General features: G+C 65.1%; 17 protein-coding genes and 1 pseudogene. 9 read left to right on the top strand and 9 right to left on the bottom strand.

Features of this window, described 5'->3' with window-relative positions:
• Positions 1 to 15: 15 nt before the first annotated feature.
• Positions 16 to 2865: a bifunctional diguanylate cyclase/phosphodiesterase gene (locus CR152_RS29945; protein WP_099881092.1), complete on the bottom strand. Its 2850-nt coding sequence runs from the start codon at positions 2863 to 2865 to the stop codon at positions 16 to 18.
• A 207-nt stretch (positions 2866 to 3072) separates the two neighbouring features.
• Between CR152_RS29945 and CR152_RS29940 the strand changes: the two genes are divergently transcribed.
• From CR152_RS29940 to CR152_RS29925, 4 genes are all read left to right on the top strand, one after another.
• Positions 3073 to 3807 carry a Crp/Fnr family transcriptional regulator gene (locus CR152_RS29940; protein ID WP_099881090.1) on the top strand — a complete coding sequence of 245 codons (735 nt, stop codon included), beginning with the start codon at positions 3073 to 3075 and terminating at the stop codon, positions 3805 to 3807.
• Positions 3804 to 6110: a PAS domain-containing hybrid sensor histidine kinase/response regulator gene (locus CR152_RS29935; RefSeq protein WP_229413701.1), complete on the top strand. Its 2307-nt coding sequence runs from the start codon at positions 3804 to 3806 to the stop codon at positions 6108 to 6110. The genes CR152_RS29940 and CR152_RS29935 overlap by 4 nt, the downstream gene beginning before the upstream one ends.
• Positions 6111 to 6119: 9 nt before the next feature.
• Positions 6120 to 6950: a response regulator gene (locus CR152_RS29930; protein ID WP_099881088.1), complete on the top strand. Its 831-nt coding sequence runs from the start codon at positions 6120 to 6122 to the stop codon at positions 6948 to 6950.
• A 252-nt stretch (positions 6951 to 7202) separates the two neighbouring features.
• Positions 7203 to 7640 (top strand): hypothetical protein, encoded by a 438-nt coding sequence (locus CR152_RS29925; protein ID WP_099881085.1) that lies wholly within the window; start codon positions 7203 to 7205, stop codon positions 7638 to 7640.
• On the opposite strand, the pseudogene CR152_RS29920 reads toward CR152_RS29925, so the two are convergent.
• From CR152_RS29920 to CR152_RS29885, 8 genes and pseudogenes are all read right to left on the bottom strand, one after another.
• Positions 7575 to 8616 (bottom strand): annotated as a pseudogene (locus tag CR152_RS29920) (SDR family oxidoreductase). The gene CR152_RS29925 and the pseudogene CR152_RS29920 sit on opposite strands and share 66 nt — an antisense overlap.
• Positions 8617 to 8749: 133 nt before the next feature.
• A complete protein-coding gene (locus CR152_RS29915) occupies positions 8750 to 9634 on the bottom strand; it encodes a dienelactone hydrolase family protein (RefSeq protein WP_099881083.1) in 885 nt (294 codons plus the stop codon).
• A gap of 423 nt (positions 9635 to 10057) precedes the next feature.
• Positions 10058 to 11065 (bottom strand): sulfate ABC transporter substrate-binding protein, encoded by a 1008-nt coding sequence (locus tag CR152_RS29910; protein ID WP_099881081.1) that lies wholly within the window; start codon positions 11063 to 11065, stop codon positions 10058 to 10060.
• A gap of 91 nt (positions 11066 to 11156) precedes the next feature.
• Positions 11157 to 11369, bottom strand: a complete 213-nt coding sequence (locus tag CR152_RS29905) for a hypothetical protein (protein WP_099881079.1) — start codon at positions 11367 to 11369, stop codon at positions 11157 to 11159.
• Positions 11370 to 11493: 124 nt separating this feature from the next.
• Positions 11494 to 12567: a TlpA family protein disulfide reductase gene (locus CR152_RS29900; RefSeq protein ID WP_099881077.1), complete on the bottom strand. Its 1074-nt coding sequence runs from the start codon at positions 12565 to 12567 to the stop codon at positions 11494 to 11496.
• Positions 12568 to 12607: 40 nt separating this feature from the next.
• Complete coding sequence (locus tag CR152_RS29895) at positions 12608 to 13627, bottom strand: phospholipase A2 family protein (RefSeq protein ID WP_099881074.1); 1020 nt, start codon at positions 13625 to 13627, stop codon at positions 12608 to 12610.
• A 35-nt stretch (positions 13628 to 13662) separates the two neighbouring features.
• Positions 13663 to 14412, bottom strand: a complete 750-nt coding sequence (locus CR152_RS29890) for a hypothetical protein (RefSeq protein ID WP_099881072.1) — start codon at positions 14410 to 14412, stop codon at positions 13663 to 13665.
• A gap of 1 nt (position 14413) precedes the next feature.
• Complete coding sequence (locus CR152_RS29885; protein ID WP_157778827.1) at positions 14414 to 14950, bottom strand: hypothetical protein; 537 nt, start codon at positions 14948 to 14950, stop codon at positions 14414 to 14416.
• Between the two features lie 394 nt (positions 14951 to 15344).
• Here CR152_RS29885 and CR152_RS29880 point away from each other — a divergent pair, with 394 nt between their 5' ends.
• The 5 genes from CR152_RS29880 to CR152_RS29860 all read left to right on the top strand — a co-directional run bounded on the left by CR152_RS29880 (position 15345) and on the right by CR152_RS29860 (position 18652).
• The gene (locus tag CR152_RS29880) at positions 15345 to 15671 is read left to right on the top strand and encodes a hypothetical protein (protein ID WP_099881068.1); all 327 of its coding nucleotides are present in this window, start codon (positions 15345 to 15347) and stop codon (positions 15669 to 15671) included.
• A gap of 12 nt (positions 15672 to 15683) precedes the next feature.
• On the top strand, positions 15684 to 16049 hold the full coding sequence (locus CR152_RS29875; protein ID WP_099881066.1) for a response regulator: 366 nt from the start codon (positions 15684 to 15686) through the stop codon (positions 16047 to 16049).
• 111 nt (positions 16050 to 16160) lie between these two features.
• On the top strand, positions 16161 to 16874 hold the full coding sequence (locus CR152_RS29870; RefSeq protein ID WP_229413700.1) for a phosphatase PAP2 family protein: 714 nt from the start codon (positions 16161 to 16163) through the stop codon (positions 16872 to 16874).
• A gap of 41 nt (positions 16875 to 16915) precedes the next feature.
• A complete protein-coding gene (locus CR152_RS29865) occupies positions 16916 to 17806 on the top strand; it encodes a diacylglycerol/lipid kinase family protein (RefSeq protein ID WP_099882928.1) in 891 nt (296 codons plus the stop codon).
• A gap of 9 nt (positions 17807 to 17815) precedes the next feature.
• Positions 17816 to 18652 carry a metallophosphoesterase family protein gene (locus CR152_RS29860; protein ID WP_099881065.1) on the top strand — a complete coding sequence of 279 codons (837 nt, stop codon included), beginning with the start codon at positions 17816 to 17818 and terminating at the stop codon, positions 18650 to 18652.
• The last annotated feature ends 32 nt before the right edge of the window (positions 18653 to 18684 follow it).

Below are 18684 nucleotides of genomic sequence, written 5' to 3'. Positions count from 1 at the left end.
GCGCCCGCAGGCGGTTCAGCCGGTGGTGCACGGCGCGTGCGCCAGCAGGTGTTCAAATTCCAGCGCACCCACCGGGCGGCTGAAGAAATAGCCTTGCACTTCATCGCAGCCATGCGCGCGCAGGAAGGCCAGCTGTTCGGCGGTTTCCACTCCTTCGGCAATCACTTTCTGGCGCAGGCTGTGCGCCAGTGAGATGATCGACACCACGATCGCCGCTCCGTCGGCGTCCAGCGCAATGTCGCGCACGAACGACTGGTCGATCTTGAGCACGTCGATGGGAAAACGGCTCAGATACGACAGGCTGGAGTAGCCGGTTCCGAAATCGTCGATGGCGAGGTGCACGCCCAGCTGCTTGAGCATGCGCAAGATGGTGATGGCGTTGTCGACATCGCCCATGACCATGCTCTCGGTCAGTTCCAGCTCCAGGTAGCGCGCCTCCAGGCCGCTTTCTTCCAGGGCGTCGCCAACCGATTGCAGCAAATCCTTGCCGGTGAATTGGCGCGCCGACAGGTTGACCGCAATGCGCAGCCGGCCCAGTCCGGCCTTCTGCCAGGCCATGTTCTGAAGGCATGCGGTACGAATCACCCATGCGCCGATCGGGATGATCAGGCCCATTTCTTCGGCCAGGGCAATGAAACGCAGCGGCGAGACCACGCCCAGCACCGGATGCTCCCAGCGCAGCAGCGCTTCCATGCCGACGATGGCGCCGCTCTTCACATCGATCTGCGGCTGGTAGTGCAGCACCAGTTCGTTGCGTTCGAGCGCGTGGCGCAGGTCGGCCTCGATCTGCAAGCGTTCCAGGGTGCGCGCGTTCATTTCGGGGCAATAGAACTGGTAACTGTTGCGCCCCAGCTCCTTGGCCCGGTACATGGCAATGTCGGCATGCTTGGTCAGGGTGTCGGCGTTGCCGCCATCGGCCGGGTACACCGCCACGCCCAGGCTGCAGGTGACGAAAAATTCATGCGCCTGGATCCGCAGCGGCTCGGCCACCGCATCCATGATGCGCTGGAGCACGCGCAAACCGCCACCGTCGCCTGGATAACCGGGCAAGACCAGCACGAACTCGTCGCCGCCCATGCGCGATACCGTGTCGGCCTCGCCCACGGCACCCTTGATGCGCTCGCCCAGCACGCGCAGCATGGCGTCGCCGGCTTCATGGCCGAGCGTGTCGTTGACGAACTTGAAGCGGTCGAGGTCGACGAACACGACCCACAGTTCGGTGCCCGCGCGGTGTGCCTGCGCAATCGCGCTGGAGAGCCGCTCGGCCAGCAAATGGCGGTTGGCCAGCCCGGTCAGGGCGTCATGATTGGCCTGGTATTCCAGCTCGGCCTCGAAGCGCATCACAGCGCTGATGTCGTACTGGGCCACCACGAAATGGCTGATCGCGCCGGCGTCGTCGCGCACCGGAGCAATGAACAGGTCGTTCCAGTAGCCGCTGCCATCCTTGCGGTAGTTGCGCAGCACGGCGTGGCCTTCGCGCTGTTCGCGCAGGGCGGCGCTGATTTCGTCGATGTTCTGCTGGTCGTGTCCAGCGCCCTGCAGGAATTTGAGGCTCTTGCCGATGACTTCGGCGGCGCTGTAGCCGGTGATTGATTCAAATGCGGGATTGACGTACTCGACGGCATAATCGGGGCCTTCGGCATTGCAGATGATGACGGCGTTGGCCGACACTTCAATGACTTTCTCGCGCAGGCGCAGCGCCTTTTCGGTGCGTTTGCGCAGGGCCAGGTCTTCGGTCAGGCGCAGGTTGGCGAACTGCAGCGCGGCGGTGCGTTCGCCGGCGACGCGCTCGATCGCCGAGTGGCGCGAGACCAGGCTGTAGACATAGCCGGCCGCCAACAGGCTCGACAGCAAGCCGCCCAGCAGCGCATACCAGGATCCGGCGTGCGTGTCCATGAAGGAGCGCGGTTCCTGGGTCACTTCGATGAACCACGGTTCTCCCGCCACGTTGAACACCGCGTTGACCGGGGCGGGGTGGTCGTACAGCAGCCAGACGGGCAGCAGGGCGCTGACGCTGCTGGACCGGCGCGGCGCCTTGCCGTTGGAAAACGCCAGCTGCGCCGCCTGCGCCGAGCCCGATGCGTAGATATTGATCGACATGCCGGGCTGGTCGAGCAGCCTGGCGCTGCCGAGCAGGGTATGGATCAGGTGGTCGACGCGGAATATGGCGGCTGTTTCGCCGATCACGGCGCGTTCGCGCTGGCGGACGGTGTCTTGCGGAGCCTGGCGCTGGTAGACCGGCGCGAGCACCAGGAAGCCGGTATGAAATCCGCGCTGCTGCACCAGCGAGAGCAGGCCGGTGGCGGTGACGCGGCCGTTGCGGCGCGAGCGCGAGCGGGCGTCGCCATAGGTCGTCACGGCTGAGGTGTCGAGCCCGAGCGCGGTGTCATTGCCGGCCCCCGGTTCAATATACTCGACCACGTTGTAGTGCGCGCGGCGCGGCGCCGGCCCGTGCTGCCCGCCGATGAAATCGGTGATGGTAAAACCCGGGATGCGCCGGCGCTGCTGCGCTTCGTAGGCCGGGCGCCCGGCATGGCTGACCAGGCGCTGGAAGCTGAGGGCGTGCAGTTCCGGATAACGCGCCAGCAAGGGCGCGGTGAAGCTGTGGAACTGTTGCCTGGTGACCACTCCGAAGGTATTGAACAGCTGGTTGACCACCATTAGCTGCTCGATCGCGTCCGACAGGCCGCCGGAGACGGCATTAATACGCAGCATGGCATCCTGCTGGAAGCGCACGGTGCGCGCCTGGGTTTCCACCCGTCGCACCGAAGCGAACAGCAGCGCAGTCAAGGCCAGCCCGACCAGCAGCGCCAGGATGGCCGACACCGAGATCGAAATGCGCACCCGGCGCAATAAATTCCCCATCAGCGAACCTCCTGCGTGCACGCGTCCGGGTGATCGACGATCACATCTGGCCGTAGCTCTACGATACTCCAAAGTGTGTCGTTTGTATGTACGCTTCCGTACGGACGAGTAGGTTCCGAATGTCATACATTGCGCCATGGAATGTGCGCGTGATATTCTGTCGGATTAACTCAACGCACCATTCACTGGAAGAATAGGTTGTCTCCAATGTCCAGTAAGCACGACCCTAACCAGAACCATTTGTTGGCAGCGCTTCTCGACGCCGAATTCGATCGTCTTGCCCCGCACCTCGAACTGATTCCCCTGTTGCTTGGCGACGTGTTGTCGGAATCGGGCGACAAGTTGCATCATTTATACTTCCCCACGACGGCGATCGTGTCGCTCCATTACCTTCTGGAAAATGGAGGCTCGTCCGAAATTGCCGGGGTCGGCAATGAAGGCGTACTCGGCGTGTCGGTATTCATGGGCGGCGACAGCACGCCCAGCCGCGCCGTGGTGCAGACGCGCGGCCATGCCTACCGCTTGCCGGCCGCGATCCTGATGGAAGAATTCAACCGCGGCGGCCATGTGATGCGCCTGCTGCTGCGCTACACCCAGGCCCTGCTGACGCAAATGTCGCAAACGGCGGTGTGCAACCGCCACCATTCGGTGGAGCAGCAACTGTGCCGCTGGCTGCTGCTGACCCTGGACCGCCTGCCGTCCAACGAACTGACCATGACCCAGGAATTGATCGCCAACATGCTTGGCGTGCGGCGCGAGGGCGTCACCGAGGCGGCCGGGCGCCTGCAGGGCTACGGCTACATCAGCTACCGGCGCGGACACATCACCGTGCTGGACCGGGCCGGGCTGGAGGACGACGTGTGCGAATGCTACGCTGTCGTCAAGAAGGAATTCGGACGTCTGCTGTCGGACGTGCGTCACCGCCAGGGAAACATCGGATGAGCACCGGTTTCTTGCACAACACCTCGGTCGAGCGGCTGATGGTGATCGGCTTTGGCGCCACCTTGACGGTGCTGCTGCTGGTCGGCGGCATTGCCCTGAACTATGCGGTGGACTCGGCAGGCGCGGTCAACCTGATCAAGGCCAGCATCATCCTGCTGCTGATTTTCCTGGCGCTGCTGTTCGTGCGCGTGCAGCGCGCCATCAGCCAGCGCACCGAGGCCGAACGGGCGCTGCACGCGGTGCCGCTGCTCAAGTCCGGCGCGCTGCAAGATGCGATTTTCAACAGCGCCAATTTCTCCAGCATCGCCACCGATGCCCAGGGCGTGATCCAGATCTTCAACGTCGGCGCCGCGCGCATGCTGGGCTATGTCGCCGGCGAGGTGGTCGATAAGATGACCCCGGCCGATATTTCCGACCGCCAGGAGCTGGAAGCGCGCGCCGCTGAACTGAGCCATGAAATGGGCGAGCCGATCGCTCCCGGCTTCGAATCGATGATCTTCAAGGCATTGCGCGGCATCGAGGATATTTACGAGCTGACCTATATCCGCAAGGATGGCACCCGCTTTCCGGCGCTGGTGTCGGTCACGGCCCTGCGCGATGCGCCCGGCCGGGTGATCGGCTACCTGCTGATCGGCAGCGACAATACCGCCCGCAAGCAGGTCGAGGCCGAACAGGCCCTGCTCGACCAGCGCCTGCGCGACCAGCAGTTCTACACGCGCTCGCTGATCGAATCGAATACCGACGCCCTGATCGCCACCGACCCGCGCGGCATCATCAGCGACGTCAACCAGCAGATGGAAGCGCTGACCGGCTGCACCCGCGACGAACTGATCGGCGCGCCATTCAAAAGCTATTTTTCCGAGCCGGAACGGGCGCAGGAAGCCGTCACGCGCGTGCTGCGCGAGGGCAAGGTGACCAATTACGAGCTGACGGCGGTGGCGCGCGACGGCACGCAGACGGTGGTGTCGTACAGTGCCAGCACCTTCTACGACCGCGACCGCAAGCTGCAGGGTGTGTTCGCCGCGGCGCGCGACGTGACCGAGCGCAAGCAGTTCGAACACGCGCTGCAGGAAACCAATGTCGAGCTGGAAAGCGCACGCGCCACGGCCGACAAGGCCAACCGCGCCAAGTCCGAATTCCTGTCCTCGATGAGCCACGAACTGCGCACGCCGCTCAACGCCGTGCTCGGCTTTGCCCAGTTGATGGCATCCGACGTGCCGCCGCCGGCCCCGCACCAGCAGCGCTCGATCGACCAGATTCTCAAGGGAGGCTGGTATCTGCTGCGCCTGATCAACGAAATCCTCGACCTGGCCATGGTCGAATCGGGCAAGGTGACGATGTCGCAGGAATCGATGTCGCTGGGCGACGTGCTGCTCGACTGCCAGGGCATGATCGGCCCGCAGGCCGCCACCCGCAACCTCGGTCTGCATTTCCCGATCCTCGACAAGCAGCTTTACATTCACGCCGACCGCACCCGCGTGAAACAGGTGATGATCAACCTGCTGTCGAATGCGATGAAGTACAACCGCGAAGGCGGCTCGGTGAGCGTGACCTGTGAACTGGTGGCCGATGGCCGCGTGCGCGTGAGCGTGGAAGATACCGGCGCGGGCCTGGCGCCGGCGCAGCTGGCGCAGCTGTTCCAGCCGTTCAACCGCCTGGGCCAGGAAAACAGTGCCGAAGAAGGCACCGGCATCGGGCTGGTGGTCACCAAGCGCCTGGTCGAACTGATGGATGGCCGCATCGGCGTCGACAGCACGGTCGGTTCCGGTACCGTGTTCTGGGTCGAATTCGCCAGTGCCGCCGAGCCCGCGCTGGCGATGGACCACGATGACGACCTCGAGCGCGACCGCCGCCAAGCCGCCGCGCGCAAGATCGGCCGCCAGCCGACCTTGCTGTACGTGGAAGACAACCCCGCCAATCTGGCGCTGGTCGAGCAATTGATGGAGCGCCGCGGCGACCTGCAACTGCTCACCGCCGTCGATGGCTACCATGGCGTCGAAATGGCGCGCGCCTGCAAGCCCGACGTGATCCTGATGGACATCAACCTGCCCGGCATGAGCGGCTACGGCGCGCTCAAGATCCTGCGCGAAGACAGCGGCACCGCGCATATTCCGGTGGTGGCGCTGTCGGCCAACGCCATGCCGCGCGACATTGAAAAGGGCTTGGAAGCGGGATTTTTCCGCTACCTCACCAAGCCAATCCGCGTGCGCGAATTCATGGATGCGCTCGACCTCGCCATCCAGCACGCGGCCGAAAACGGCCTGGCCGAAACTGTCGACTCCGGCACCAATGCACCACTTTGAAAGAACGACATGCTTGACCCTTCTGAAATCCTGAGCGGCAACATCCTGATCGTCGATGATCAGGAAGCGAACGTGATGCTGCTTGAACAAATGTTGCGTAACGCGGGTTACGTCAACATTTCCACGACTCAGGATCCGCGCACCGTGTGCGCCGCGCACGCCGAACACAGCTACGACCTGATTCTGCTCGACCTGCAGATGCCGGACATGGATGGGTTCGAGGTGATCGAAGGACTCAAGCTGATCGAGCGGGGCGGCTATCTGCCGGTGCTGGTCATTACCGCCCAGCCGGGGCACAAGCTGCGCGCGCTCAAGGCTGGCGCCAAGGATTTCGTCAGCAAGCCATTCGATCTGGTCGAGGTGCAGACGCGCATTCACAACATGCTGGAAGTGCGTCTGCTGTACCGCCGCCTGGCCGATTACAACCGCCAGCTCGAACAGACGGTGCTGGAGCGCACCGCCGAGCTGCGCGCCAGCGAAGCGCGTTTCCAGCGTTTTACCGAGCTGTCGTCGGACTGGTACTGGGAGCAGGATGCGCAGGGCCAGCTGACCCGGTTTTCCGGTCCCGTCAGCGAAATGCTGGGCATCGGCGCCGACAGCGACAGCGACGGCGGCTGGAACCCGGCCGAGCGCGCCGAGCTGCAAGACAATATCGCCAGCCGCACGCCGTTCCTCGATTTCATTTTCACGCGCACGCGCGCCGACGGCACGGTGCAATACCTGCAGGTGAGCGGCGAGCCAATGTTCGATTCGTCGAGCCGCTTCACGGGGTACCGCGGGATCGGGATGGATATCACCGAGCGCATGAACTGGCGGCCGCCGGCAACGACGGCGGGCTGACGCTTCGGGCCCCGATGGTGCCGCATGGCGGCGCTGTTATGCGTTCCGGGGGCCATTACCTGTCGATGCCGCATGGCGCAGCCGTAAGCCGTCGCGGGCGGCCACTACCTGTAGAGTCGTCGCCCCCGCGGAGGCGGGGGCCCAAGTTCGCTCCTCATCCTCGGACGCAATTTGTCAACCTTGTCCGTGCGACACAATTCTCCGATTTTGGTTACGCTGTCATCACACCATCCAATCATTTCCGGAGGCACCATGACAGGCACCAGCACGCTCGACCCCGATAACTTTCCTGAAGCTCCCGACCGCAAGCTCGGCTCCGGCCATGGTACCGGCGCACTCGGCCCCAGCGATTCGTCCGACAGCGGCAGCGACCTGATCGGCGCATCAGGCCTGGCGCGCGAAGACGTGCTGGACCTCGGCAGCGGCACCACCTCCGACCTGGAAACGGGCACGGCCGGCGGCGCCGGTCCCGATATCGGCGACCCTGACCTCGACAGCGATACCGATTCCAGCGGCACCGGAGAACGCGCCGCCGCCGGGCGCGACACCACCGTGCGCGATGGCGCCGACATCGACGTCGACCACATCGAATCGATTCCCTCGGTGCCGCTCGACGAGGACGATCTAGCATTCATGGCCAGCGCCCCGCCGGGACAGGCGCCAGGCGGCAAAAAGGGCGCCCACCCCTAACAGGGCACTCAGCAAGGGCCGGGTGCGCATCGACAGCGCCGTGAAGGTGCTCGATTCCGCCACCTGCGCCACCATGCCCATGCCCTGGCGTTCGCGCATGGCGGTGGCCGGATCGGGCGCGTGCAGGGCGTCGCGCCGGGTCTGCGTGGCCGGCATGGCGGACGGCTCGCGCATCTGCTTGCGAAACAGGGCATACCGCATGTAGCGGTCCATCAGCGACGGCAGGTGAAAGCCGCCGAGCGACATCAGCCTGGACGCGGCGCCCACGTAGATGTCGCGGCGCGGATGGCGCGCCGCATACAGGATCGCTTGCGCCACCAGCTCGGGCGCATAGATGGGCGGAGGCAGGGCCGGTTCTTTCTCCATATAGTTTTTCGCGTGCACCGTGAACAGGGTGTCGACCGCGGCCGGCTTGATCAGGGTGACCGACACCGGCGCGCTATCGTGGGCCAGCTCGACCCGCAGCGCATCGGTGAAGCCCTTGACGGCGTGCTTCGATGCCGAATACATCCCCTGCAGCGGCACCGCCACATCCGACACTTCGCTTCCCAGGTTGATCACGGCGCCGCCGCGCGTCTTCATGCTTGAGCGCTTCGAGCGAGCCGTGCACCACGCCCCAGAAATTGGTCTGGAACAGGCGCTGGTGGTCTTGCAGCGTGACGTCTTCCAGCTTGCCGAAAATCGCCACGCCGGCATTGTTGATCCAAGTATCGATGCGGCCGAAGCGCTCGATCGCGGCGCGGCCAATGCGCGCCACATCGTGCGGCACGCCCACGTCGGCCGTGACGGCGACGACCTGGGCGCCATGCAGGCGGAGCTCGCCGGCCAGCTGTTCGAGGGCATCGCGCCCGCGCGCGGCCAGCACCAGGCTGGCGCCCTCGTCGGCCGCCATGCGCGCGGTGGTCAGGCCGATGCCGCTTGTGGCGCCGGTGAGCACCATCACCTGGTCCTTGAGGGGTTTGAGTCGGGGTTTCATCAGGCATCCTTTCGTGAATAAGCTCACACAGGACAGACAGCGCGGGATGGTGTTTGGTTCGCCGGCGCCGGTGCTGACGTTCCGGCGCAGGGGAGCCATCCCCGCCTGTGCGCTGGCGGGGATGGCGAGCCGGTCAGCCCAGGTGTTTCTTGAAGAAGTCCATGGTGCGCTGCCAGGCAAGCTTGGCGGCCGCTTCATCGTAGCGCGGGGTGGTGTCGTTGTTGAAGCCGTGCTCGACGCCGGGATAGATGTAGTGCCGGTAATCGACCTTGTTGGCCTTGAGCGCCGCTTCGTACGCGGGCCAGCCGGCCAGGATGCGTGCATCCTTTTCGGCGTCGTGGATCAGCAGCGGCGTTTTGATCTTGGGCACTTCGGCGGCGGGCGTCTGGGCGCCGTAGAACGGTACCGAGGCAGCCAGGTGCTTGACCACGGTCGGCAGGTAATTGGCGATGCCGCCGCCGTAGCAGAAGCCGACCACGCCGACCTTGCCGGTACCATTGGGCATGGCCTTGAGGATGGCGGCGGCTTCGACGAAATCGGCGCGCGTCTTGGTCTGGTCGAGTTTGCCGAACAGTTCGCGCGCCTTGTCTTCGTCGCCGGGGTAGCCGCCGAGCGGGAACAGGGCGTCGGGGGCGAAGGCGATGTAGTTCTCGAGCGCGACGCGGCGGGCGATGTCTTCGATGTGCGGATTGAGGCCGCGGTTTTCGTGCACGACCAGCACGGTGGGCAGCTTGCCTTTGGCGTTGGCTGGCTGCACCAGGTAGCCGCGCAAGGTGCCGTAGCCCTGGGGCGAGGGGTACTCGACGTAGGTAGCCTTGATGCGCGGGTCGGTGGGCGGCACGACCTGGGCCGCGAAACTGGGGGAGAGCGCAGCGAGCATGCTGGCGGCCGTGGCGCCGCCGACCGCGTAGCGGCCGGCCTGCGACAGGAAGCCGCGGCGGTCGAGCTGGCCGTGTACGTACTGGTCGAATAACTTCAGCACTTCGGGATCGAAATCTTTAGCGGTCATGCGTGTCATCGTTGACGTCTCCTCGTAGTTTCGGTGTGGCCGTGAATGGTTCCGTGGCGATCCGATCATACCCCGGTTAAGGGCAGGATGCAGGGCGGGAACAGCGTGGGGAAACAGGCGTGGAGGAGGGGTGTGATGGAGGGGCATGACGGAGGGACCGCTGTTGCAGGGCGCGCGATGAGCGCTTGCGCACGCAAACACGGCGCGTCGCGATTTGCCGGCGCCTCGCAGGGAGCCGTCGTTCCGGGCCGTCGCCCCGTTTGGCACAGCGCTGACGCTGCGCGAGGCAGCCTCGCACGGAGCCGCCGCGTCGCAACGTACCGCCGACGCGCACCGGGCCGACACTCCGCGCAGCCATCGCCTTCGCGCCGGGACGGCACTTGGCGGGGGGACGGCTCCGCGATGTAACGGTTGCCCGACCGGGCTACATCGTTACTTCTTGCCGGTCAGGTAAATCTGGTCGAACACGCCGCCATCGGCAAAGTGGGCCTTCTGGGCCTTGGTCCAGCCGCCGGCAACTTCGTCAACGGTGAACAGCTTGACCTTGGGGAACTGCGCGGCGTATTTGGCGGCAATCTTCGGCACCACCGGACGGTAGTAGTTCTTGGCCGCGATTTCCTGGCCTTCATCGGTGTACAGGAATTGCAGGTAGGCTTCCGCCACCTTGCGCGTGCCGCGCTTGTCGACCACCTTGTCCACCACCGACACCGGCGGCTCGGCCAGGATGCTGAGCGATGGCGCAACGATGTCGACCTTGTCCGGGCCGAGTTCCTTGATCGCCAGCAGCGCTTCGTTTTCCCACGCGATCAGCACGTCGCCGATGCCGCGTTCCACAAACGTGGTGGTCGCACCGCGCGCGCCCGAATCGAGCACCGGTACGTTCTTGTACAGCTTGCTGATGAATTCCTTGGCTGTCGCTTCAGTGGCGCCCGGCTGGCGCAGGGCGTAGCCCCAGGCCGCAAGGTGGTTCCAGCGCGCTCCGCCCGAGGTCTTGGGGTTCGGCGTGATCACGGCGATACCCGGCTTGACCAGGTCGTTCCAATCCTTGATGCCTTTCGGATTGCCTTTGCGGACCAAAAACACGATTGTCGAGGTGTAGGGGGAGCTGTTGTGCTGCAAGCGCTTTTGCCACTGGGGCGACACGCTGCCGCGCTCGGCGATGGCGTCGATGTCATAGGCCAGCGCGAGCGTGACCACGTCCGCTTCCAGCCCGTCGATGACGCCACGGGCTTGTTTGCCCGAACCGCCGTGCGATTGCTTGACCGAGACGTTGTCGCCCGTCTTGGCCTTCCATTGCTTGGCAAACGCGGCATTGACGTCCTGGTACAGCTCGCGGGTCGGATCGTACGACACATTGAGCAAGGTAACGTCAGCGGCGATGGCAGCTTGTGACAGCAGGGTCAGTGCGATCAGGGACTGGCTTATTTTTTTTAACAGCATGGTGGGCTCTCTCGGTGGGAAATGCGGGAACAAACAGCATAAATGGCTCCCACCGGAAAGAACACGAATTAAATCAGCTTTGCATATGCGTTTAATGTGCCTTGGAGAGAATCAGCAGCCAGCGGCGCAGCAGCAGCACTTCCACATGGCCCGGCTCGACGCCGGTATCGCATTCGATGATGGGGTTGACCGGGTAGAAGCGCTTGCGGAAATCGCGCGTCACCAGTACTTCGCGGCGGCCGAGGCGCATCAGGAATGGGGTTGGAGCGTATTCGAGGCCGAAGTTACCGTTCAGTGGAGTCATGACAAATTCCTTTGGGGTTTGCGTTGAGCGAGTGAATCCAGAATAGCACAAGTACTGTATGAATCCACAGGTACTGTATAAATAAACAGTTGTTTGTCGTTTTGCGGCATCGGCCCCTTTCTCGTCAGGAATAGGCGATGTGCCGCCCGTGCAGGCCGGCGCCGTCCCGCGCCCGGGTGCCCTGGACCAGCGCCATGATCTGGTCCTTGCCGATGGCGATCGGTGCCGCGATGCTGCCGTCGGCGGCAAGCAGCAAGGCGCTTGGCGTGGCCACCACCCTGAACAGGGCGTTGATTTCCCGTTCCTCTTGCAGCAGGGCATCGGCGCCGATCAGGCCACCGAGCTTGTCGCGGTTGGCCTGGGGCGTTCCGCTGGTGACGGTCACCAGCCGGTCGTGGGGATGATGCGCGCCGCGCCATGCCAGCAGGTCGGTCAGCAAATCCTTGCACGGTGCGCAGTCGGCGCTCACGAACAGCAGCAGCGACGGTGTGCCGTGGCCGAACAGCGTATTTGAGGCGACCGGCGCCCCCGCCAGGGTGACGGCGCTGAACGCGGGCGCGGCGCTGCCGGGCAGGGGGCCGGTCAGTGGCGCGGACTGGTGTTCCGGGATGCCGGCCGCGGCCAGGCGCTGCTCCAGGTTATCGATTTTCAGGAGCAGCCGCCCTTGCTGGCGCACCAGGTTCAGCGACAGCCAGCCCTGGAGCAGAAAGATGCAGGCCACGGCCAGCGACGCCAGCACGGCCGCGCCAAGTGTCGCCGCCAGTTTGCTGGTTTCTGCCAGCAGCCCCTGATCGAGCTGTGCGCGCCCGGTCCACAGCAGGTAAGCGGCGCACAGGGTCAGCAGCAGGCTGCGCAGGGCGACGCCCCAGCTGACCGGCGCGGCACGCACCTGTCCGAAGCAGTTGCAGCTGGGATGTTTGTTTTGCAGCAGCGCGGCCGTCACTAGCATGGTCACCAGCGCCATGAACACGGTCGCCGCCAGCGCGCCGGCCCGTGCCACGCCTGGCGTCAGCAGGCAGATGGCAATGCCGAGCTCCGCCGCAGGCAGCACCGGAGCGGCCCAATCCGCCCATCGCGCGGGTACGCCGAACTCGCGCATGGCGCTGGCGGTCTCGGGAGCGCGGCCGAACTTGGACACGCCGGCCAGGGTCAGGACCAGCACCACCGCGATGCCGCATACGACGAACAGGATACCCATTGTTTACCTCCGGTCAGTGGCTGGAATGTGAATGGCGCGGTCAGTGTCTGCGCGCGGTGGCCGGTCGCGCCGTGGTTGGTCCCGGCGCCGGTGCCGCCCCAAAGGGCGACAGGCGGGCGCCGCCAACGACAAAGCAGGGCTGGATGCAAACAGGGTGACTTCCGCAGCAAGTGAGGCTGACGCAGGCCCATCCGGGAGGGCAGCTGGCGCTGGAGGTGCAGCCCGACAAGCTCGCGCACGGTTGCGGACGGTGGCAAAATCCGGCGCCTTCAATGGTCTGGAAGCACACGCAGCCGGGATCCTCGCAGCTGGGCAATGCCTCGCAGGTGCCGCCGGGGCAGGTCTTGCAGATTTGGGTGCCGCAGCAGTCGCAGGCCGCCTGTTGCGCCGCGAGGTAAGCCGGGGTGCCCCAGGTATCGGTCTGGACGCCCTCGAAGTAAGCGCGCGCCGTGGCGCGGCACGAGGACCGCCGGATCCGGTTGCTGTCCAGGCCGAGCGCATTGAGGCGCGGCGGGTAGGCCGCGTCGCAGGCGTCGCGCAGGCAATCGATGAAAGTGCCGTCGCAGCGTGGCCGGTTACTGTTGCAGCCGCCCCAGCAACAGTCGTGGCCGTCGCAACAGGCGCCGAAGCGGGCCGCACCGAACGCGCCCGGGAAGGCTTGTCCGCCGGCGGCGCCGCAGCCGTTCGGACGGCAGACGTAGCCCGGATGCGCGACCCGCTCGGGGCACGAGGCCAGGTCTGCCAGCGGATGCTTGGGCCGCACTCCGGCCGGGGTGCAGCATTGGGTTGTCACGTCGTACAGCTGGCGTCCGCACAGGCAGTTGGCCGCCGCCCACGCCTGTCTGATGCCGACGCTGCCGAGCAGCGCCGAGACCGCGCCGAACAGCGCCACTTTCATCACGTCGCGGCGCGCGACCTGGCTGCCCAGCGAGCGCGAAAAATGGTCGAAGCCGGTGTCGTCTCCGGCGGGGCTGGCCGGCGCTGGGACGCGCACCTGCGCGCGCACCCAGCGGCGCAGCGCGCGCCCCAGTGCCGACATGGCCGAACGAGTGGCTTCCATGCTTCCCTCCCGCGTCCTACATGCATTGAATCGATTCAGGCAAACCGGTACGGTGTCATCACGTAGTCGGACACGACGGGGCCGGCCTCGTCGCTGGCGTGGTTCCAGGAGGTCAGCGCGGCCGGGCTGGCTTCCGACCGCGTTCGGGCACTCATCAATTGAAATCCGGACAAGGACTGTCCGGGCGCGAGCTGATGCGGGTAGGGCGGCGCATCGTCGGCGGCGTACCACAGCACGAAGGTCTGGCCGTCGGTTTCCACCGCCCAGCCGGCGGGAATGCCGGTCACGGCCACCGGCGCGGCGATCGCCAGGGACAAGGTGGCGATCGACTTGCGGCTGGCGGCCGGCTCGTCGTTGAACAGCGTGTAGTTCCAGTAGCGCGCCCGGGACGACGATTCCACCCGCGCCTTGAAGCGCGGCAGCGCGGCCGCCGTCGCGGCAGGCAGGCGGATGAAGCGGTTCAGGCTCAGCCCATACGCAAGCCCGCCCACCGTGTAGGTCCCGCCGAGGGTAAACAGGTATTTGCCGCCCACGGTCAACTCCGCGCTGGAAAAACGCGCCGTCACATGCGCGGTGGAGCTGGCGCCGATGTGCTCGATCACGATGGGGAATCCCGGCGGGCTGGCGCGGCGCGCGCTGCCGAGCGTCATCGCGCTGATGTGCAGATTGCCCAGCGGCGCTTCGCCCACGTTCATGATGTGCAGGTTGAGGAACACTTGTCCGTTCACATGCTCAATCCCCGGCTCACCGAGCACGACCTTGGTAGCGGCTGCAGGCTTGGCCATGTCAGCCCCTCAAGCCGTTGGGATGTCCGACCCGGGGCCGGGCCAGGGCCACGCCGGCCAGCAGCGCAATGAGCCCGGCGGTCACCAGCGGCACCGTGGATGGTTCCGGCACCGCGGCCGCCGGCCCCTCGATGAGGAAGGAAAACGTGGTCACGTCGCTGAAATTGCCATGGATGTCGGCCGCGAACACGTCCATGGAATAAGCCAGGCCGCGCACCGCATCGGGCGCGATGTCGACGTGGAACAGTTCGGTCAGGCCTGAGATTGTCCTGTTGCCGATGGTAAATTCAATCCCGCCCAGGCGTTGCTGGGGTGCCAGCATGTGGTGCGGGTAGCCGCTGAACTCGAGAAATATCTCCGTGCTGAGCAGATCGAATCCGCTCAGGTTGGTGATGGTGCCCGTGGCATCCCAGGCCGATCCGGACGCCACGGTGATGGTCTGGACGGCGGGGGTGATGGTCAGCAGCGACGCTGGCGTGGAGGAGGACCAGAAGACGGCCATCGCGAAAACGAGGGTGGCAAATCGGTTCAATCGCACAAGGATCTCCGGCGGGAAGGGATGGGGGCGCTGCTGTTCTGCCGATTTTGTAAGAAGGCGCCACTAGCGGGTTTGATTCGCGTCCATCCGTCGGGCTTGCTTAGCCCGCCTCACGCCGGCGCTTGACGCGGCTCGGCTCGTGCATGTGCGTTCGCTCAACAAGCCGCCGCTTGAGCCGGCCCAGGTGTAAAATTTGGCGCACAGCAACATTTTGATTGACTACTGTGCAAGTCGCGGGCGATACTGCGCGCAAGCTGGCTGTAGTGCAATATGATCTGACGTATCATATTGACTATTACGTCCATGCCCGGTGGACCAGGTAAAACCGGTTTTGTGTGGCGTCAGCAGTCCCGCGGGAGCCTGTGGCGCTTGTTCATTGATTGGGGTTCTATTCATGCCTGACCCAAAGGCGGTCAATTCTGCGCTGTATAACGCCGTGCGGAAAGACGTGGCGCGCTACGTCAGAAACAAGCTGCGAAGCATGGAACTCGACGTCACCGCCCTCGAGCTGCATAACTCCAGCTCGACCAAGACCTTGCGCGTGTACGTGACGGTAAGCCGCACGACCAACCTGAAGGCACTGTACCTGGCCGAAACCATCGTCTGCCAGGAATTGCAGAAGGAATTCGGCTTGCGCCCCGACGCCTTTTACTGGCGCTATCATCCCGAACGCAAAGCAGCAGCGGAGGAGGAGGCAGTGCCTTCCTCGTCGGCCCATTGAAATCGATTTGTCATGGCTAGTCAAAAAATCCTCGTCGTCGACGATTCGCTGGTACAGCGCCTGATCGTCGCCGAACTGCTGCAAGCCCACGGGCACCGCGTCATCCTCGCCACCGACGGCGTCGAAGCGGTGGCGATGGCGCGCAGCGAGCTGCCGGACCTGATCGTCATGGATGTCATCATGCCCAACCTGAACGGCTTCCAGGCCACGCGCGCCATCACCAACGATGAAACCACCTGGCATATCCCGGTCATCCTGCTCACCAGCAAGGACATGGATTCGGACCGCGTCTGGGCACTGCGCCAGGGCGCGACCGCGTTCCTGAACAAGCCGCTCGATCACGCCGCGCTGCTCGAGCTGGTCAATACGCTGGAATAGCGGCGGGCAGGGCGCCGGTTTGGCGGTCTGTGCGCTGCGAAGGGCGGCGCGTCGTGTACGATTGCAAACGTTGCCGTGCCGCTGGTGCCGGCCGTCGTCCAACTTTCAATCGTGATCAATTTCCATCCCCGCGTACGCAGCTTCGTCGCCGCCCGCCTCAGTCCCGAAGGCGAGCTCGGCTTGCACGTCACCATCGGCGCCATCCTGATGATGCTGGCCGCCGCGCTGTTCGGCAACCTGGCGGCCGACGTCGTCTCGCACGACGACATCACCGAGCTCGATGCCGTCCTGGCGAACTGGTTCCACGGATACAAGGACAGCATCTGGACCGGCCCCATGCTGTTCATCACCAATACCCACGACGTGCTGGGTGTGTCGCTGATGGCCACCGCGCTGGGGCTCTACTTTTACCTCAAGAAAGCGCGCTACTGGCTGATTTGCCTGGTGCTGGCGGTGCCGGGCGGGCAGCTGCTCAACGTCATGCTCAAGTATATTTTCCAGCGCGCCCGGCCGAGCTTCGACGAGCCGCTGCTGACCTTGTCCACCTACAGCTTCCCCAGCGGCCACACCCTGGGCGCGACCGTGTTCTACGGCCTGCTGGCGGCCTACCTGGTGTGCGTGGTGCCGCGCTGGCGCGTGCGCATCCTGGTGGTGCTGGGCGCCTGTACGATGGTCGCCCTGGTGGCCCTGAGCCGGGTCTACCTGGGCGCCCATTACCTGAGCGACGTGCTGGGCGCCATGGTCGAAGGCTGCGGCTGGCTGGCGGTGTGCATCACCGCCTGCTCGACCCTGCGCCGGCGGCGCGCGGCGCGCATCAGCGAGTAAGCCATCGCTTTCCCTCTCAACGCACCCCGAGGAGTTCCATCCTGACCCCGATCGCAGTCATCATCAACGGCAGTGCCGGCAGCGGCCACGACGACGAGCGCGCCGCCGAGCTGCGCGACAAATTCGCCGCCCATGGCCTGGACGCGGACGTCACCCTGGCGCGCGGCGGCAGCGAGTTGATCGAGGCGGCCAAGGCGGCGCGCGCCAGCGGCAAGCAGATCGTGGTGGCCGGCGGCGGCGACGGCACCATCAACGCGGTCGCCTCGCAGCTGGTCGGCAGCGAGGTCGCGTTCGGCGTGCTGCCGATGGGCACCCTGAACCACTTCGCCAAGGACCTCGGCATTCCGCTGGCGCTCGACGAGGCGATCCGCAACGTGGCGCAGGGCCGCCGCACCCAGGTCGATGTGGGCGAGGTGAACGGCACGATTTTCCTGAACAATTCCAGCCTCGGCCTGTATCCCGACATCGTGCGCGACCGCGAAAAGCAGCAGCGCCGGCTCGGCCGCGGCAAGTGGCTGGCGGCCTGCTGGGCCACCGTGACGGCGCTGCGCCGCTATCCGTTTCTCAGCCTGCGCCTGACCGTGGGCGACCAGGAACATGCACGGCGCACGCCGTTCGTCTTCATCGGCAATAACGAATACACGATGCAGGGCCTGAGCGTGGGCGAGCGCCAGCGCCTCGATGCCGGCAAGCTGAGCCTGTACGTGGCGCAGCGTCCCGGCCGCCTGGGTCTGCTTCGGCTGGGCTGGAGCGCCCTGTGGGGCAGCCTGGCGCAGGAACGCGATTTCGATGTACTTACGGTGGAAAACATGGAAATTGCCACCCGCCACACGCGTTTGCGCGTGGCCACCGATGGCGAAGTGACCGTCATGACGACTCCGCTGCGTTACCGGATTCGTCCGGCCGCGCTGACGGTCGTTGTCCCAACTTGAGGAGTTAGCATGCGTACTTTGGTTCATCTTTCAGACCTGCATTTCGGCCGGGTCGACGAAAAACTGCTGGCGCCGCTGCGCGAGCTGGTCGAACGCATCGCGCCGGACGTGGTGGTGGTGTCGGGCGACCTGACCCAGCGCGCCAAGAGCGAGGAATTCGAGGCGGCCAAGGCCTGGCTCGACACCTTGCCCGGTCCGCAGATCATCGTGCCGGGCAATCACGACATTTCGCTGTACAACGTGTTCCGGCGCTTCCTGCAGCCCCTGACGCGCTACAAGCGCTACATCACCGACGACCTCGATCCGATCTACGTGGATGAAGAAATCGCGGTCCTGGGCGTGAACACCGCGCGCTCGCTGACCTTCAAGGATGGGCGCGTGAACGACGAGCAGGTGGCGATGATCCGCAAGCAGCTCAAGGGGCTCGACCCGGCGATCACGCGCATCATCGTGACCCATCATCCGTTCGACCTGCCCAAGACCGAGGATGACGACGACCTGGTCGACCGGGCGCCGGCGGCGATGCAGGCGTTTGCCGACTGCGGGGTGGACTTGCTATTGTCGGGCCACATGCATACCAGCCATGCCGGCAACACGTCGGAGCGTTACCAGATGAGCGAGTACGCGGCGCTGGTGGTGCAGGCGGGCACGGCGACGTCGACGCGCGGCCGGGGCGAGGTGAACTCGTTCAACGTGGTGCGGGTCGAACACCAGCGCGTGGAAGTGGACCGCTATGGCTGGGATGAAGTAGGCATGCAGTTTTCACTGATGAAAACCGAGCCCTTCCTGCGGTCCGGGAATATCTGGGCGGGCCATACCGAAGGCTTGATGGCCAGCGGAATCTGAGCCGTTTTACGCTCCGCAGTCAGCCGGCTTGA

The organism is Massilia violaceinigra, assembly GCF_002752675.1.
Taxonomy (GTDB): domain Bacteria; phylum Pseudomonadota; class Gammaproteobacteria; order Burkholderiales; family Burkholderiaceae_D; genus Telluria_A; species Telluria_A violaceinigra.
Note: the sequence above shows the minus strand (reverse complement) of the source record. Positions and strands in the feature narration are given on the sequence as shown.

What these genes read in the sequence shown, in the direction of transcription:
- CR152_RS29925 (WP_099881085.1), top strand. Translation starts at nt 7,203, where the DNA reads ATGACAGGCACCAGCACGCTCGACCCCGATAACTTTCCTGAAGCTCCC.
- CR152_RS29895 (WP_099881074.1), bottom strand. Translation starts at nt 13,627, where the DNA reads ATGGAAGCCACTCGTTCGGCCATGTCGGCACTGGGGCGCGCGCTGCGC.
- CR152_RS29890 (WP_099881072.1), bottom strand. Translation starts at nt 14,412, where the DNA reads ATGGCCAAGCCTGCAGCCGCTACCAAGGTCGTGCTCGGTGAGCCGGGG.
- CR152_RS29860 (WP_099881065.1), top strand. Translation starts at nt 17,816, where the DNA reads ATGCGTACTTTGGTTCATCTTTCAGACCTGCATTTCGGCCGGGTCGAC.
- CR152_RS29945 (WP_099881092.1), bottom strand. Translation starts at nt 2,865, where the DNA reads ATGGGGAATTTATTGCGCCGGGTGCGCATTTCGATCTCGGTGTCGGCC.
- CR152_RS29935 (WP_229413701.1), top strand. Translation starts at nt 3,804, where the DNA reads ATGAGCACCGGTTTCTTGCACAACACCTCGGTCGAGCGGCTGATGGTG.
- CR152_RS29930 (WP_099881088.1), top strand. Translation starts at nt 6,120, where the DNA reads ATGCTTGACCCTTCTGAAATCCTGAGCGGCAACATCCTGATCGTCGAT.
- CR152_RS29915 (WP_099881083.1), bottom strand. Translation starts at nt 9,634, where the DNA reads ATGACACGCATGACCGCTAAAGATTTCGATCCCGAAGTGCTGAAGTTA.
- CR152_RS29940 (WP_099881090.1), top strand. Translation starts at nt 3,073, where the DNA reads ATGTCCAGTAAGCACGACCCTAACCAGAACCATTTGTTGGCAGCGCTT.
- CR152_RS29900 (WP_099881077.1), bottom strand. Translation starts at nt 12,567, where the DNA reads ATGGGTATCCTGTTCGTCGTATGCGGCATCGCGGTGGTGCTGGTCCTG.
- CR152_RS29905 (WP_099881079.1), bottom strand. Translation starts at nt 11,369, where the DNA reads ATGACTCCACTGAACGGTAACTTCGGCCTCGAATACGCTCCAACCCCA.
- CR152_RS29875 (WP_099881066.1), top strand. Translation starts at nt 15,684, where the DNA reads ATGGCTAGTCAAAAAATCCTCGTCGTCGACGATTCGCTGGTACAGCGC.
- CR152_RS29880 (WP_099881068.1), top strand. Translation starts at nt 15,345, where the DNA reads ATGCCTGACCCAAAGGCGGTCAATTCTGCGCTGTATAACGCCGTGCGG.
- CR152_RS29910 (WP_099881081.1), bottom strand. Translation starts at nt 11,065, where the DNA reads ATGCTGTTAAAAAAAATAAGCCAGTCCCTGATCGCACTGACCCTGCTG.